We start from the raw sequence: 13,971 nt of genomic DNA on the forward strand, positions 1-13,971 counted from the left end.
CCTGCACCGATCCGGTGCAGGGCCCCTCTTCTGTCGTCGGGTCAGCGGTTGATCACGGTGTGCGGATGCGCGTACGGCAGTGAGTCCGCCGGCAGCGGGAACTCGGTGTCCTCGCCGAACGGGGACAATCCGCCCGCACGGCTCGACGACAGTTCGGTCACGGCGCTATCTCCATCGGCGGTTTCGGGCCACCCTGGATCCACGTACTGCTTCTTCGAATTGTTAGCCACGGTGCCATTTTGACAGGAGCATTCGGCGACGTACAGCCCAGGTCTCTAATCTGATAGTCGATGACCGACACCGACGACACCACCGCGAGCACCAACGGCACCGCAGCCTCGTCCCGCGGCGCCGCGACCCTCGCGGACTGGCTGGCCGCGCGCAGCGACGCCGAACTGACGGATCTGCTTCGCAAACGCCCCGACCTGGCGGTTCCACCGCCGGCCACGATCGTCGTCCTCGCCGGCCGCGCCGAACAGCGGGCATCGGTGGCCCGCGCGGCCGACAACCTGACGTCCCTGGACTTCGGCATCCTCGAGCTCCTGGCGCTCGAACGGGCCGACGAAGTCGCCGTGCCGCGGGCCACCCTGCAGGACGCGGTGGGCTCGCGGGCGACGAAGAAGACCGTCGACGCGACGCTGGACGGCCTGCGGTCCGTGGGGATCGTCTGGGGGGACAAGACGTCGCTGCGTATCGTTCCCGCCGTCGTGGCCACCATCCCGTGGCGGGTCGGGCGCAGCGCCGAGCCTGTCGAGACGCTCGACGAACCCGGGATCACGGCCGCGCTGGCCGGACTGCAGAGCGTCGAGCGGGACATCCTCGAGACCCTGTCGAAGTCGAGTTCGATCGGACGGACGCGTGACGCGGCTCCCGGAACACCCCCCGACCGTCCCGTCCAGCGGCTCCTCGCCGCCGGGCTGCTGCGGTGGATCGACGACGAAACCGTCGAACTGCCCTACCAGGTGCGGCAGGTCCTGCGCGGGGAGGCCGTCTTCGACCCCACGTCGCTGGCAGCGCCCACCGTGACCGGCCGCAAGCACAAGCCGGCCGACATCAACGCCGCCGCGGCAGGTGAGGCGCTCGAACTGGTTCGTCACTGCGAGGACGTCGTCAAGGCTCTCGGCGAGGTGCCGGCGCCTGCGCTGCGGGCAGGTGGTCTCGGTGTCCGCGAACTGCGGCGGATCGCCAAGACGTCCGGCATCGACGAGAACCGGCTGAGCCTACTCGTCGAGCTGCTCTCGGCCGCGGGACTGATCGCGAGCGGCACCCCGGACCCGGCCCCGACGTCCGACAGCGGGGAGAACTACTGGGCTCCGACCACCGCGGTCGACAACTGGCTCACTGCGCCGGTCGCCCGGCGGTGGCACGCCCTGGCCGCCGCGTGGCTGGAACTGCCGCGCATGGCGTGGTTCATCGGCATGCGCGATGCCAACGACAAACCGGTCGCCGCCCTGTCCGAGGAAGTGCGCGCGCCGTCCGCGCCGCGCGACCGGCAGGCGATCCTCGGGCTGCTGGCGGAGTTGGGCAGCGGCCACTCGGCGGATCCCGCGGAGGTCAGCCGGCTGCTGGCGTGGCGTCGCCCCCGCTGGGGTGCCCGGCTGCGGGTCCACGCGGTGGAACGCACCCTCGACGAGGCCGCGACGCTCGGACTCGTCGCCCGCGGCGCGCTCAGTTCCCCCGGACGCGCACTGCTCCACGGCGGCGATGCCGAGGCCGAGATGCACGCGTCGCTGCCCGAACCCGTCGACCACGTCCTCGTCCAGGCCGACCTGACGGTCGTCGCCCCCGGCCCGCTGACCCCCGATCTTCTGGAGCAGATCACCCTGGTCGCGGACATCGAGTCCGCCGGGGCGGCGTCGATGTACCGGATCAGCGAAGACAGCGTCCGCCGCGCCCTCGACGTCGGGATGACGGCAGCCGAACTGCACAGCCTCTTCGCGACCCGGTCACGCACACCCGTCCCGCAGTCGCTGTCGTATCTGATCGACGACGTCGCGAGACGGCACGGCCGGCTCCGGGCGGGCGTCGCGGCGTCGTTCGTCCGCTGCGAGGACCCCACGCTGCTCGCGGAGGTCCTGGCGTCGCCGGTGGCTTCATCTCTGGCCCTGCGCGCGTTGGCACCGACGGTGGCGGTGTCGCAGGCACCGCTCCGGGAAGTGCTGGGCGAACTGCGGGCGGCCGGTTTCGCGCCCGCAGGCGAGGACTCGTCCGGCGCCCTGGTCGACCTGCGCCCCCGCGGCGCCCGGGTCCTGACCCGGCGCAAGGCTCCCGCGGGCCGCACCCCGGCTGTCGCCACGGACGCCCAGCTCGACGCGGTCGTCCGGACCCTCCGCGCCGGTGACCTGGCGGCGTCGGCCAAGGGGTCCGGCAGCGTCCGGTCCGACGGGTCGCGGGCCAGCAGCGCCGCGACCATCGCCCTGCTCAACGCCGCGGCGCGGGAACGCACGAGCGTAACGATCGGTTACGTCGACGCGCAGGGCGTGGCGACGCACCGCATCGTCGATCCCGTGAGTGTCGGCGGCGGTCAGCTCGACGCGTTCGATCCGGCGAGCGGCGCGGTCCGGCGATTCACCCTCCACCGCATCACGTCCGTCGCCCGCGTCGTCTGACCCGTGAGTACTTGTCAACCACGGGCGGTTAACAAGTACTCACGGGTCAGATAACGATTCTGCGCAAACGCCCAGGAATTCCGGGGCGCGCAATACCGTGATGCTGGTATGTACCTGGCCGGGGACGACTACCAGGAGGCAGAACCGTGATTTGCACAGCAACGAAGCCGTCACATGGCTGGTTACGAGGCGTCGTCCGGCTCATGGTTGCCGTGGTGATCCTGCCGCTGGCGTTCGTCCTCGTCGGCGGCGGAACGGCCTCCGCCGACCCGTACAGCCGTCTGCGCGAGCACTGGGTCGACGCCCCCGGCGGGGTCGGGCAGATCAAGGTGCGGATGTGGCTCGCGAACAACGGCAGCAACAAGGCCCTCTATTTGCTCGACGGCCTCCGCGCGACCAACGACGTCAGCGGGTGGGAACACGAGACCAACGCCGCGTGGCTGTCCGACCACGGGATCACGGTCGTCGAGCCGGTCGGCGGACAGTCCAGCTTCTACACGGACTGGTACGCGCCCAGCAACACCAACGGTCAGCCGTACACGTACAAGTGGGAGTCGTTCCTCACGCAGAACCTGCCCGACTTCCTGGCGAACAATTACGGCATCAGCCGTACCAGCAACGCCATCGCCGGGCTGTCGATGGGCGGCAACGCGGCGTTGATCCTCGCCGCCTACCACCGCGACCAGTTCACGTTCGCGGGCTCGATGTCGGGGTATCTGAACCTGTCGGCGCCGGGCATGCGTGAGGCGATCCGGTTGGCGATGCTCGACTCCGGTGGCTACAACTCCGACTGCATGTGGGGCCCGCCGTGGGATCCGGCGTGGCTCCGCAACGACCCGTTCGTCGCGGCGCCCCTCATGCGCGGGCTGCCGATGTGGATCTCGGCGGGCGCTGGCCTCCCCGGCCCGCACGATCAGCCGCAATCCGCCATCGACGTGTTCAACGTCGGAACCGGCATGGGCCTCGAGGCCATCGCGCTGGCCCAGAACCGTGCCTTCCAGGTGCGGCTCGACACCCTCGGCATCCCCGCGCACTACGACTTTCCGGCGACGGGAACCCACAGCTGGGGCTACTGGCAGGACCAGCTGTGGGCCATGTTGCCGATGATGAAGGCGTCGATCGGCGCCTGACCATGGCCTCCGGCCCCGTGAGTACTTGTTAACGTCCCGCGGTTAATAAGTACTCACGGGCGGCGAAGCCGCATAGGCTCGCGCCGCGGTGCTCAACCGGTGCGCCGCCGGGACAGGTTCTCGGTTGCGAGCCGGACGCGTTCCTCCGTGGCCAGGTCCAGTGATGCCGTGGCCTCGTCCAGCAGCAGGATGTCGGGGTCCACCAATTCGGCGCGGGCGAGGGCCAGCAACTGACGTTGCCCGGCCGACAGGTTGCGCCCGTGCTCCCCGATCGGCTGCAGGTAGCCGAGGGCGAGCCGGGACACCATCTGGGGGCCCCGACCGCTCGGCTGGCGGCCTCGACCTCCGCGTCGGTCGCGTCCGGGCGCCCATAGGCGACGGCGTCGCGGACGGTGGCGCCGAACAGGTGCGGCTCCTGCGGAACGACACCGAGTCGCTGCCGGAACGACGCGAGGTCCAGTGACCGGGTGTCGATACCGTCGATCCGCACCGCGCCGTCGGTGGGGTCGTAGAACCGGGCGAGCAACTTGAGCACCGTCGACTTGCCCGCGCCGGTCTGGCCGACGAGGGCGACCGTCTCGCCCGGTTCGATGCGAAGCGCCACCCCTCGCAGCGCCTCTCCCTTGCCGGATTCGTACGCGAAATGGACGTCGTCGAACACGATGCCGCCCTGGAGGCGGTCGAGGACGATCGGCTCGCCCGCCTGCGGCGTGGTGGTCGGTGTCCGCATCAGACCCCGCAGTCGGCCGAGTCCGATCACCGCCTGCTGGTAGCCGTCGAACACCTGCGAAAGCTGTTGCACGGGAGCGAAGAACAGTTCGACGTAGAGCACGAAGGCAATCAGGGTGCCGACGGTGAGGGTTCCGCGAGCTGATCGGTCGCCTCGAGCTGAAGCCGGGTGGTCTTGATCGACACGCTGAGCGAGGTTCCCTCCGGAACCTGATCGGGCACAGCGTCATCGAGAGCCAGCCCGCCGGAGGAACCGGAGGTGCAGGACGCGAGCCCGAGCGCCACGACGCCGGCGAAGGCGGTGCGTGTGAGGCGGCGATACCCGGCGGAAGACACGAGTGAACTGGACATGAATGATCCTTCGAAGGATGTGATCTCCGGTCGGGCACACCGGACGTGGTCGGTCGAGTGCCACAATGGAGCGAGAAAGGAAGAACAGAAAGGTATTTCGAGCGTCCGCCGAGGTCAGCGCGGAGACGTCAGATGCGACCCGGTCGCGAGCGGCGACAACAGGACTCGGAGCAACACGAGGATGTACGCACGCTGTCCGCCATGGTGGTGTTCACACCAATATCCTTGCGATCCAGTGCAATCGACGTCAACATAGCTTCCCACCGAATTAACTCCGGACCTGTGATACACGTCACGATATGCCGGCCAACGGCCGCACGAAGCTGGTGAGAGGCGCCCGGTAGAGCTCCGCGAGGATCACGGAGCCGGCGGATAACGGCAGTGCCCGCCCGGGAAAACTGGTGGACAACACGGACCGTGAGGGGTCGTCACACGTCGCCGACGACTCCCCGACTGCTCGCCGAACCGTGTCGAGAGAACCCGGAATCCGGCTCACGCCTTGGTCGCAGACGATCAGGACCTCCGGATTGAACAGGTCGAGCAGACGCGCTGCGACCACCCCCACGGAGTGCGCCCGTTCCTCGAACAGTGCCAGTGCCGCCGGCTGCCGACGTCGACCCGCGTCGAGAAGGTCGCCGAAGATCGGCCGCTCGATGATGCCGAGTTGCATCGCCCTGCGCACCAGCACCCGATCCGACAGGGTGGCCTGCACGCATCCGGTACGTCCGCAGGTGCACTCCTCGACACTGTTCTCGACGGGCACGTGCGCCACCGCGCCTGCCGCCGCGCGAGGACCGTGGTGGACCACGCCTCCGGTCGCGAATGCGGCGTCCACCACGTTCCCGACGAAGAGCTGCACCACGCTGTCCCGCGCCCGCGGCTCCCCGAACAACACCTCCGCGTCGATGAGGGCGCGCGCGTGCGAATCCATCCGGACGTCCAGACCGGTGCGGTGCTCGAGATCCGCCCTGACCGGGTACCCGTTCCATCCCGGGATCGGATGCTCAGGCACCACACCCGATTCCGAGTCGATCCAGCCGCCGGCCGCGAAACCGACGCCGATCGGGACGGATACGTCGCCGTGTCGGGCGGCCAGCGCCTCGAGGGTCGTCACCGCGTTCCGCAGGATCTCGGCCGGTCCCAGCCCGAGGTGCGGATCACGGGATCGCGCCAGCACCTGCCCGCGCAGGTCGAGCAACGCTGTGGTCACGTGGGTCATCGCCAGATGGATGCCGTAGACGACGAAACGGCTGTCGTCGAGGTCCACCGGGACGTGTGGCCGTCCCAGACCGGTGGGTCCCGAGATCTCCGGCAGTTCCCGCAGTAGACCGCGTTCGACGAGCTGTGCGCTGGCGGTGGTCACCGTCGCGGGTGAGAGCCCGGTGACCCGTGCGATCGTGCTGCGCGCGACCGGCCCGCGGTCGAGGACGGTGCGCAGCACCGTGCCCGCGCTGGCGCCGGAACGGCCGGCACCACGCCGGGTGTCGGGCTGGGTTCGCGCCATCGTTCCCACCTTCCCCGTGCGCAGTGATCTCGGTAGATCTCGAACGCTAACGAAGGGGAACGTGCAGTTCAACGGACTCGATTCCCGTGAATTTAACTCCCTGTGAGTACTTACTAACGTCCCGCGGTTAACAAGTACTCACGCGGCGCTAGCCACCCAGATTGACCTCGATGCAGTACGTGCGCTCGGGTTCGGAGAACGCGATGGGGAATGCGGTGTCGAACTCGTTGCACAGGGTTTCGTCGTTCTCGCCGTCCGCGCGTCTGACGACCTTGACGGTCTGCGTGTCGGTGCAGTCGGACGGCACGATCCGGCCGTCGTCCTCGAGCAGGTAGCAGGACCCCTCGATCATGTTCGGAACGAGGCAGAGCGTGGTCTGCACGCCCTCGTCCTCGCTCACGAGGGTGTAGGAGAAGTAGTCTTCCGCGCACTGGACGTCGCCGTCGTTCTTCTGCGCCACCTCGTACGTGGCCTCGCTGTCGGAGCAGTCCCGCTTCTCGTGTGAGGTGTCGGCCGCGGTCGTCGACGCGGATTCGAAGAACAGGCAGTCGCCGACGTCGAGAGCGTTCTTGTCGGCGCTCCTCACGGCGAACACACCGAACGCGGCGATGGCGGCGAGAATCACGACGGCGACGACACCGAGAGTGATGAACAACCCCTTCCGCGATTTCTTCGGCGGCGGCGGGTACTGGCCGGGCGGATACTGGCCGGGCTGCTGCCCGTACCGGCCCGGCGGGTACTGACCGGGCTGCTGCCCGTGCTGCCCCTGCGGGTACAGCTGCTGCGGGTACTGCCCCTGCTGGTAGGGCTGCTGCGGCCCACCTTGCGGGTACGGTTGCTGCGGGTTGTTCGGCGGTTCGCCGGGGACGTTCGGATCGGGACGGTTGGGGTCGTCGGGGGGCTGGGTCATCGCGAGCCTCGTCTCTGGGTCGATCCATCCGGCTGCACCTCAATTTAGGCCCCGACCGCCGCGGATGTGCAGGTATCGCGCCGCGTCGGAGGCTGCGACGTGGCGCGGTGTCGCTCAGATCAGGACAATGGACAGGCTGGCTACATCCGGCACCGCATTTTCGAGGAGGCTTCCGTGACCGACGGACCGTTGATCGTCCAATCCGACAAGACCCTGCTGTTGGAGGTCGATCACGAACGCGCGAACGACGCCCGCCAGGCGATCGCGCCGTTCGCGGAACTCGAGCGCGCGCCCGAACACGTCCACACCTACCGGATCACCCCGCTGGCCTTGTGGAACGCGCGCGCCGCCGGACACGACGCCGAGCAGGTGGTCGATGCGCTGGTCAACTTCTCCCGGTACGCGGTGCCCCAGCCGCTGCTGGTCGACATCGTCGACACGATGGCCCGGTACGGGCGGCTGCAGCTGGTGAAGAACCCGGCCCACGGTCTGACGCTGGTCAGCCTGGACCGCGCGGTCCTCACCGAGGTGACCCGGCACAAGAAGATCGCCCCGATGCTCGGTGCCCGGGTCGACGACGACACGGTCGTGGTCCACCCGAGCGAGCGCGGCCGTCTCAAGCAGTTGCTGCTCAAGGTCGGCTGGCCGGCGGAGGATCTTGCCGGGTACGTCGACGGCGAGGCGCACGCCATCGACCTGGACTTCGACGGCACGTCCCCCGGGTCCGCGGACGGCCAGTGGCACCTGCGCGACTATCAGGAGATGGCCGCCGACTCGTTCTGGGCGGGCGGGTCCGGCGTCGTCGTCCTGCCCTGTGGTGCGGGTAAGACGATGGTCGGTGCGGCGGCGATGGCCAAGGCGAAGGCCACCACGTTGATCCTGGTGACGAACACGGTCGCGGGACGGCAGTGGAAGCGCGAGCTGATCGCGCGCACGTCGCTCACCGAGGAGGAGATCGGCGAGTACTCGGGCGAGCGCAAGGAGATCCGCCCGGTCACGATCGCCACGTACCAGGTGATCACCCGGCGCACCAAGGGCGAATACAAGCATCTGGAACTGTTCGATTCCCGCGACTGGGGTCTCGTGATCTACGACGAGGTGCACCTCCTGCCCGCACCGGTGTTCCGCATGACCGCCGACCTGCAGTCCCGTCGACGCCTCGGCCTCACCGCCACCCTGGTGCGCGAGGACGGCCGTGAGGGCGACGTGTTCTCGCTGATCGGACCCAAGCGGTACGACGCGCCGTGGAAGGACATCGAGGCGCAGGGGTGGATCGCGCCCGCCGACTGCGTGGAGGTGCGGGTGACGCTGACGGACGCCGAACGGATGTCGTACGCGGTCGCCGAACCCGATGAGCGGTACAAGCTGTGTTCCACCGCGCACACCAAGATCGCGGTGGTGAAGTCGATCCTGGAACGGCACACCGACGCACCGACGTTGATCATCGGCGCGTACCTCGACCAGCTCGACGAACTGGGTGAGGCGTTGAACGCCCCGGTCATCAAGGGGTCGACCAAGAACAAGGAGCGGGAGGAACTGTTCGACCGTTTCCGGGCGGGCGAGATCCAGACGCTGGTCGTCAGCAAGGTCGCGAACTTCTCGATCGACCTGCCGGAAGCGTCTGTCGCCGTTCAGGTTTCGGGTACGTTCGGTTCTCGCCAGGAGGAGGCTCAGCGTCTGGGCCGCCTGCTGCGACCCAAGCACGACGGCGGCCAGGCCCACTTCTACTCGGTGGTGGCACGCGACACGCTCGACGCCGAGTACGCCGCCCACCGGCAGCGCTTCCTCGCCGAGCAGGGGTACGCGTACCGGATCACCGACGCGGACGACCTGCTGGGCCCGGCCATCGGGTGACCGCCTGCCACCGGACCGGGGCCTCTAAGCTGGGGCCGTGCGACATTTCGAGTTCACCGTCGACCGGCCCTACGCGAAGTCTGTCAACCAGACGTTCGCCGACATGCGACGCCTGCAGGTGTCGGCGATCGTGGTGGCGCTGCTGTTCGCGGCCGCCGCTGCCGGTCTGATCCTGCTCGCCCACCCCTGGTCGATCATCCTCGGTGTCGTCGTGGCGATCGCCGCGCTGACGTCCGTGTGGGTGGCGTTCTGGGTGCCGAAGAAGGTCGGCAGCATCGAGGAGTTGTACGCGAAGAGCCCGCTGGTGCCTGCGGTCGTCTCGGAGGTCCATCCCCGCGCGGTCACCCTGCTGTCGCTGATCGACGTCGCGAAGCCCTCGGCGGGCCGGGTGTCGTACGCCCTCGTCACTCGCAACGTTCCGATCCGGACCGGTCAGAAGCAGCGGGTGGGCGACAGGGTGCCGTCCGTCGCACTCCTGAACGACCGCAGCACCCGCAACGACGCCGACACGTGGGAGATGGTCAGCCCGATGCCGATCGCGTGGGGCACCCGCGACGCGGCCGTGCGTTCCCGCGCGGAGGACGCCATCGATCAGGTCGAATGGGATTTCCTGCAGAGCCGGATCCCCGAGTCCGAGCAGATCCGGACCAGCCCCGAGCAGCGAGTCGCGGTGTCCGAGCACGACCTTCCGGAGGGCCTGCGCTGATCGGCCGCTAGTCGGGCCAGCCTTCGGCCGGTTGCCGCGGGTCGCCTGCGAGCAGGGCGGCCACCCACGAATCGCGCCGGACGCCGCGCTGCACGAGCCCGGCGCGCTGGATGCCCTCGAACCGGAAGCCCACCCGGCGGGCGACCGCCGCCGAGTCGAGATTGCCGACAAACGCGCGCCATTCGATGCGTTCTAGCCCCAGGCTGTCCGGCCGGAACGCGAAATCGCACACCAGGTTCACCGCGGTCGTCATGAGACCCCGCGACCGTGCCGCCGGCGACAGCCAGTATCCGATCTCCGCCGCCGTCACGTCCCGAGCCATCAGTCCGATCATCCCCAGCACGGGACCGTCCTCGCGTTCGCGCAGCGCCCAGGTGGGACTGCGGTCGGCCCAGCCGGACGGCACCGTCTGCCGCACGAACTGCTCGGCGTCCGAGCGGCCGTACGGCGCGGGCATCGTCGTCCATTCGGCTATCGACGCGTCGCTGCACGCCGCGCAGATCTCGTCGACGTCGGTGACGACCGGCGGGCTCAGCCACACGTTGTCGGCGGCGAGGGTGACGACGAACATGCCCGCCACTCTATGCCCGGTAACGCGGTCCGCTGATCAACGCAGCGCGGGCAGCACTTCGTTCTCGAACAGTTCGATGCCCGAGGTGTCGTACGCGGCTTCGGGGAAGTAGAAGATGCCGTAGGACATGCCCTGCTCCTTCAGCACCGACAGCTTCTCGACGATCTGCTCCGGCGTTCCCACGCCGGGCATTCCGCGGAAGGCTCCCAGCGCACCCTCGGCGGCCTCGGCGCCGACGTGGGGGGTGAGCCGGTCCTTCAGGGTGAGCAACCGCTGCTCGACCTCCGCCTCGGTGGTGCCGATCGCGACGTTGTAGTTGGCCGAGCGGGTGATGGCGTCGAAGTCGGTGCCGACGGTGTCGCAGTGCTTCCGCAGGATCTCGGATTTCTGCGCGAAGCCCTCGGGTGTGCCGTCGAAGTTGGTGTACTGCGCGTACTTTGCCGCGATCTTCAACGTCACCTTCTCGCCGCCGCCGGCGATCCACAGTGGAATGCCGCCTTCCTGCAACGGAAGTGGGCGGACGATGGCTCCGTCGACCTGGTAGTGCTTGCCTTCGAGGGTCGCGGTGCCGTTGGTCCAGGCCTGACGCATGATCTGCACGCCCTCGTCGAGTCGGCCGAGACGCACACCGGCGGAGGGGAATCCGTATCCGTACGCTTTCCACTCGTGCTCGTACCAGCCGCCGCCGATGCCCATCTCGACGCGTCCGCCCGAGATGAGGTCGGTGGTGGCGGCGACCTTCGCGAGGTAGGCGGGGTTGCGGTAGCTCATCGCCGTACACATCTGGCCGAGACGCACCCGCGAGGTGACCGCCGCGAACGCGGACATGAGGGTCCACGCCTCGTGCGTGGCCTCCTCCGTCGGTGCCGGGACGGTATGGAAGTGGTCGTAGACCCACAGCGAATCCCAGGACGAACCCTGATCGGCGCGCAACGCGAAGTCGCGCATCACCGACCACTGATCCGAGGGATCGATTCCGACGAGATCCAGTCGCCAACCTTGAGGAACGAACAATCCGAAGCGCATGAAACGAATGTACCTATGCTTCCTGTTTTTCGAGCGGTGAGGAACCGGGCTCCGACGCGGTCGGCGGTGGCCACGGGGAATAGACCGGGATGAACCGGAACAGGAGTCCGGCGCCGACCAGCGCCGCTGCCCCGATCGCGGCGACGGCAGCCCCGAGCGGAACCACCGCGGCGAGCGTGCCGACGCCGAAGGGTCCGGCGAACATGCCGGTGTCGTGGGTGAGCCGCCAGGCGGCGAGGAATTCGGCGCGCGTCGCCGGTGGGGAGATGTCGGCGCCGAGCGTCATGATCACGCCGTTGCCGAGCCCGTTGCCGATTCCCATCAGGACGGCGACGACACCGATCGACAGGAGGTCGTGCGAAAACGGCAACGCCAGGTAGGACGCCCCGATCACCAGAAGCGACGGCACCGCGATGAACCGGCGGCCGTACCGGTCCATGAAGTGTCCGGCCGGATACGAGCACAGCAGATCGACCGCCGCTCCGACTCCGAAGACGAGACTGACCTGGGCGGCATCGAGTCCGAGATGGGCAGCCCACAGTGGCAGCACCGCCTCCCGCGAGGCGCGGGCCGCCCCCATCAGGAGCGACCCGGCGCCGAGCGTGGCCAGCAACTTCCGGTGCCGGCGCACAATCGACGGCAGCGTCGCGTGGGTACCGGCGGTGCCTGCGGGGCGCCTCGGCGGGTCGGGGACTCTCGACATCAGCCATCCGGACAGCACGACGCCGACGAACTGCACCATGAATCCGCCCCGGGCGCCGACCACAAGGATCACGGCGGCACCGAGCAGCGGTCCCACGAAGAAGCCGAGCCGCCACATCGCCGCGAACGACGACATCGCCCGGGCGCGCAGCCCGATCGGCACGGCGTCGGCCAGGTAGCTCTGGCGGGCCAGCCCCCACACGGCGTTGGCGAGCCCGGTCAGCAGTGCGCCCACACCCAGCATCCACGGTGTCTGCGCGAGCAGACAGACCAGCACTCCGGCGGCGCCGACGGTACTGCCGCCGATGATGGACCGCCGCTCCCCGAACCTGGCGACGATCCGGCCCGCGGGCAGGTCGCCCAGGACGGCGCCGAGCCCGACGACCGCGACGATCAGCCCGGACACGGCCACGGACGCACCCAGTTCGCGGGCCGTCAGTGCCATGACCGGGGCGGCGGCCCCCTGGCCGATGCCGAAGATCGCGGCGGGGACGAAGACGGTGGTGACGAGAGGTTTCAGACCGGTCTCGCCGCTCATGCGCTCGCTTCGTCGACCGCGCCCGCGAACCGGTTACCGACGTCCGTGAGACCGTAGTGACCGCGCAGGGTGGTCGCGGTGTACTCCGTCCGGAACAGTCCGCGCTGCTGCAGGATCGGGACGACACGGTCGACGAAGTCGTCCAGTCCGCCGGGCAGGTAGGGCGGCATGATGTTGAAACCGTCGGCCGCGCCCTGCTCGAACCACGTCTGCAGTTCGTCGGCCACCTGTTCGGGCGTGCCGGCGAACGTGCGGTGCCCGCGTCCGCCACCGAGCAGCCCGATCAGCTGCCGGACGGTGAGCGAACCGTCCGCGGCGAGATCCTTCACCAGCTGGTAGCGGCTCTTGTTGCCCTGGATCTCGTCCAGCGGCGGAAGCGGCGGAAGCGGGGCGTCGAGGGAATGCTTCGTGAGGTCGACACCGAGCATCGTGGACAGCTGCCGCAGCGAGTACTCGGGCGAGATCAGGTCGGTGAACGACTGCTCGAGCGCCTTCGCCTCCTCCTCGGTGTCCGCGATGAACGGCACGATGCCGGGGAGCACCTTCAGGTCGCCGGCATTGCGGCCGTGCTTGACGACACGCGCCTCGAGGTCGCGGTAGAACTCCTGACCCTGCTCCAGGGTGCGCTGTGCGGTGAAGACGGCCTCGGCGTACCGCGCGGCGAACTCCTTGCCGCTCTCGGACGAGCCGGCCTGCACCAGCAGCGGCCGCCCCTGGGCGGACCTCGGCGAGTTGAGCGGCCCCTTGACCCGGAACCGCGGCCCGTCGTGGTCGATGGTGTGGACCTTGCCGGGGTCGGCGAACACGCCGGTCTCCGGGTCGAGCACCACCGCGCCGTCCTCCCAGCTGTCCCACAGGGCGAGCGTGACGTCGACGAATTCCTCTGCGCGCTCGTACCGTCCGCTGTGGGCGGGGATGCCGTCGACGCCGAAGTTCGCCGCCTCGTCCGCACCGGCCGAAGTCACGATGTTCCACCCTGCCCGGCCGCCGCTGATGTGGTCGAGCGACGTGAACTTGCGTGCCAGGTTGTACGGGTCGGAGTAGCTCGTGGAGGCCGTGGCGATCAGTCCCACGTGTTCGGTGGCGACGGCGATCGCCGACAGCAACGTGACGGGCTCGAAGATCGCCTGCGTGTTGTGCTTGATCCGCGGTCCGACGGCGAGACCGTCCGCGAAGAACACGGAATCGAGCTTGCCCCGCTCCGCGATCCGGCCGAGTTCCTGGAAGTGTGCGACGTCCAGAACGCGGTGCGCCTCGGTGCGGGGATGGCGCCACGCCGCCTCGTGATGTCCCACACCCATGAGAAAGGCGTTGAGGTGGAACTGGGAATCCTGTGACATG

Annotated in this window: 13 protein-coding genes and 1 pseudogene; 4 read left to right on the forward strand and 10 right to left on the reverse strand. The window is 68.9% G+C overall.

Annotated features, from left to right (window positions below):
• Nucleotides 1-41: 41 nt before the first annotated feature.
• Nucleotides 42-230: a hypothetical protein gene (locus G9373_RS20270; protein WP_025431899.1), complete on the reverse strand. Its 189-nt coding sequence runs from the start codon at nucleotides 228-230 to the stop codon at nucleotides 42-44.
• 60 nt (nucleotides 231-290) lie between these two features.
• Here G9373_RS20270 and G9373_RS20275 point away from each other — a divergent pair, with 60 nt between their 5' ends.
• Together G9373_RS20275 and G9373_RS20280 are read left to right on the forward strand one after the other, a co-directional pair.
• Nucleotides 291-2,609, forward strand: coding sequence for a helicase-associated domain-containing protein (locus tag G9373_RS20275; protein ID WP_064080133.1), 2,319 nt, complete (start codon nucleotides 291-293; stop codon nucleotides 2,607-2,609).
• 146 nt (nucleotides 2,610-2,755) lie between these two features.
• A complete protein-coding gene (locus tag G9373_RS20280) occupies nucleotides 2,756-3,739 on the forward strand; it encodes an alpha/beta hydrolase family protein (protein WP_240482885.1) in 984 nt (327 codons plus the stop codon).
• 92 nt (nucleotides 3,740-3,831) lie between these two features.
• Here the strand turns inward: G9373_RS20280 and G9373_RS47700 are convergent, their stop codons facing one another.
• From G9373_RS47700 to G9373_RS20300, 5 genes and pseudogenes are all read right to left on the reverse strand, one after another.
• Nucleotides 3,832-4,047 (reverse strand): ATP-binding cassette domain-containing protein, encoded by a 216-nt coding sequence (locus tag G9373_RS47700; protein ID WP_005572437.1) that lies wholly within the window; start codon nucleotides 4,045-4,047, stop codon nucleotides 3,832-3,834.
• Between the two features lie 65 nt (nucleotides 4,048-4,112).
• A pseudogene (locus G9373_RS47705) lies at nucleotides 4,113-4,469 on the reverse strand (ABC transporter ATP-binding protein); the annotation flags it as partial.
• Nucleotides 4,470-4,579: 110 nt separating this feature from the next.
• Nucleotides 4,580-4,819, reverse strand: coding sequence for a hypothetical protein (locus G9373_RS20290; protein WP_005561579.1), 240 nt, complete (start codon nucleotides 4,817-4,819; stop codon nucleotides 4,580-4,582).
• 292 nt (nucleotides 4,820-5,111) lie between these two features.
• Nucleotides 5,112-6,323, reverse strand: coding sequence for an ROK family transcriptional regulator (locus tag G9373_RS20295; protein WP_005255265.1), 1,212 nt, complete (start codon nucleotides 6,321-6,323; stop codon nucleotides 5,112-5,114).
• A gap of 148 nt (nucleotides 6,324-6,471) precedes the next feature.
• Entirely contained in the window at nucleotides 6,472-7,233 is a 762-nt protein-coding gene (locus tag G9373_RS20300) for a hypothetical protein (RefSeq protein ID WP_167116505.1), read from the reverse strand.
• A gap of 174 nt (nucleotides 7,234-7,407) precedes the next feature.
• Here G9373_RS20300 and G9373_RS20305 point away from each other — a divergent pair, with 174 nt between their 5' ends.
• The gene (locus G9373_RS20305) at nucleotides 7,408-9,087 is read left to right on the forward strand and encodes a DNA repair helicase XPB (protein ID WP_005244182.1); all 1,680 of its coding nucleotides are present in this window, start codon (nucleotides 7,408-7,410) and stop codon (nucleotides 9,085-9,087) included.
• 37 nt (nucleotides 9,088-9,124) lie between these two features.
• A complete protein-coding gene (locus G9373_RS20310) occupies nucleotides 9,125-9,793 on the forward strand; it encodes a DUF3239 domain-containing protein (RefSeq protein ID WP_133986134.1) in 669 nt (222 codons plus the stop codon).
• 7 nt (nucleotides 9,794-9,800) lie between these two features.
• Here G9373_RS20310 and G9373_RS20315 read toward each other — a convergent pair whose 3' ends face one another.
• The 4 genes from G9373_RS20315 to G9373_RS20330 are packed head-to-tail and all read right to left on the reverse strand — an operon-like array spanning nucleotide 9,801 to nucleotide 13,970.
• Complete coding sequence (locus G9373_RS20315; RefSeq protein WP_005564036.1) at nucleotides 9,801-10,364, reverse strand: GNAT family N-acetyltransferase; 564 nt, start codon at nucleotides 10,362-10,364, stop codon at nucleotides 9,801-9,803.
• 36 nt (nucleotides 10,365-10,400) lie between these two features.
• Nucleotides 10,401-11,390, reverse strand: a complete 990-nt coding sequence (locus G9373_RS20320; RefSeq protein ID WP_005564039.1) for an LLM class F420-dependent oxidoreductase — start codon at nucleotides 11,388-11,390, stop codon at nucleotides 10,401-10,403.
• Between the two features lie 13 nt (nucleotides 11,391-11,403).
• On the reverse strand, nucleotides 11,404-12,630 hold the full coding sequence (locus G9373_RS20325) for an MFS transporter (RefSeq protein ID WP_005255259.1): 1,227 nt from the start codon (nucleotides 12,628-12,630) through the stop codon (nucleotides 11,404-11,406).
• The gene (locus G9373_RS20330) at nucleotides 12,627-13,970 is read right to left on the reverse strand and encodes an LLM class flavin-dependent oxidoreductase (RefSeq protein WP_005561798.1); all 1,344 of its coding nucleotides are present in this window, start codon (nucleotides 13,968-13,970) and stop codon (nucleotides 12,627-12,629) included. Before G9373_RS20330 ends, G9373_RS20325 begins: the two co-directional genes overlap by 4 nt.
• Between the last annotated feature and the right edge of the window lies 1 nt (nucleotide 13,971).

It is taken from the genome of Rhodococcus sp. A14, assembly GCF_011603105.1.
In the GTDB taxonomy this organism is placed as follows: Bacteria; Actinomycetota; Actinomycetes; order Mycobacteriales; family Mycobacteriaceae; genus Rhodococcus_F; species Rhodococcus_F opacus.

Excerpts from the sequence above, each read along its gene's own strand:
- G9373_RS20320 (WP_005564039.1), bottom strand. The coding sequence starts at position 11,390 with ATGCGCTTCGGATTGTTCGTTCCTCAAGGTTGGCGACTGGATCTCGTC.
- G9373_RS20330 (WP_005561798.1), bottom strand. The coding sequence starts at position 13,970 with ATGTCACAGGATTCCCAGTTCCACCTCAACGCCTTTCTCATGGGTGTG.
- G9373_RS20290 (WP_005561579.1), bottom strand. The coding sequence starts at position 4,819 with ATGTCCAGTTCACTCGTGTCTTCCGCCGGGTATCGCCGCCTCACACGC.
- G9373_RS20300 (WP_167116505.1), bottom strand. The coding sequence starts at position 7,233 with ATGACCCAGCCCCCCGACGACCCCAACCGTCCCGATCCGAACGTCCCC.
- G9373_RS20275 (WP_064080133.1), top strand. The coding sequence starts at position 291 with ATGACCGACACCGACGACACCACCGCGAGCACCAACGGCACCGCAGCC.
- G9373_RS20325 (WP_005255259.1), bottom strand. The coding sequence starts at position 12,630 with ATGAGCGGCGAGACCGGTCTGAAACCTCTCGTCACCACCGTCTTCGTC.
- G9373_RS20315 (WP_005564036.1), bottom strand. The coding sequence starts at position 10,364 with ATGTTCGTCGTCACCCTCGCCGCCGACAACGTGTGGCTGAGCCCGCCG.
- G9373_RS47700 (WP_005572437.1), bottom strand. The coding sequence starts at position 4,047 with ATGGTGTCCCGGCTCGCCCTCGGCTACCTGCAGCCGATCGGGGAGCAC.
- G9373_RS20295 (WP_005255265.1), bottom strand. The coding sequence starts at position 6,323 with ATGGCGCGAACCCAGCCCGACACCCGGCGTGGTGCCGGCCGTTCCGGC.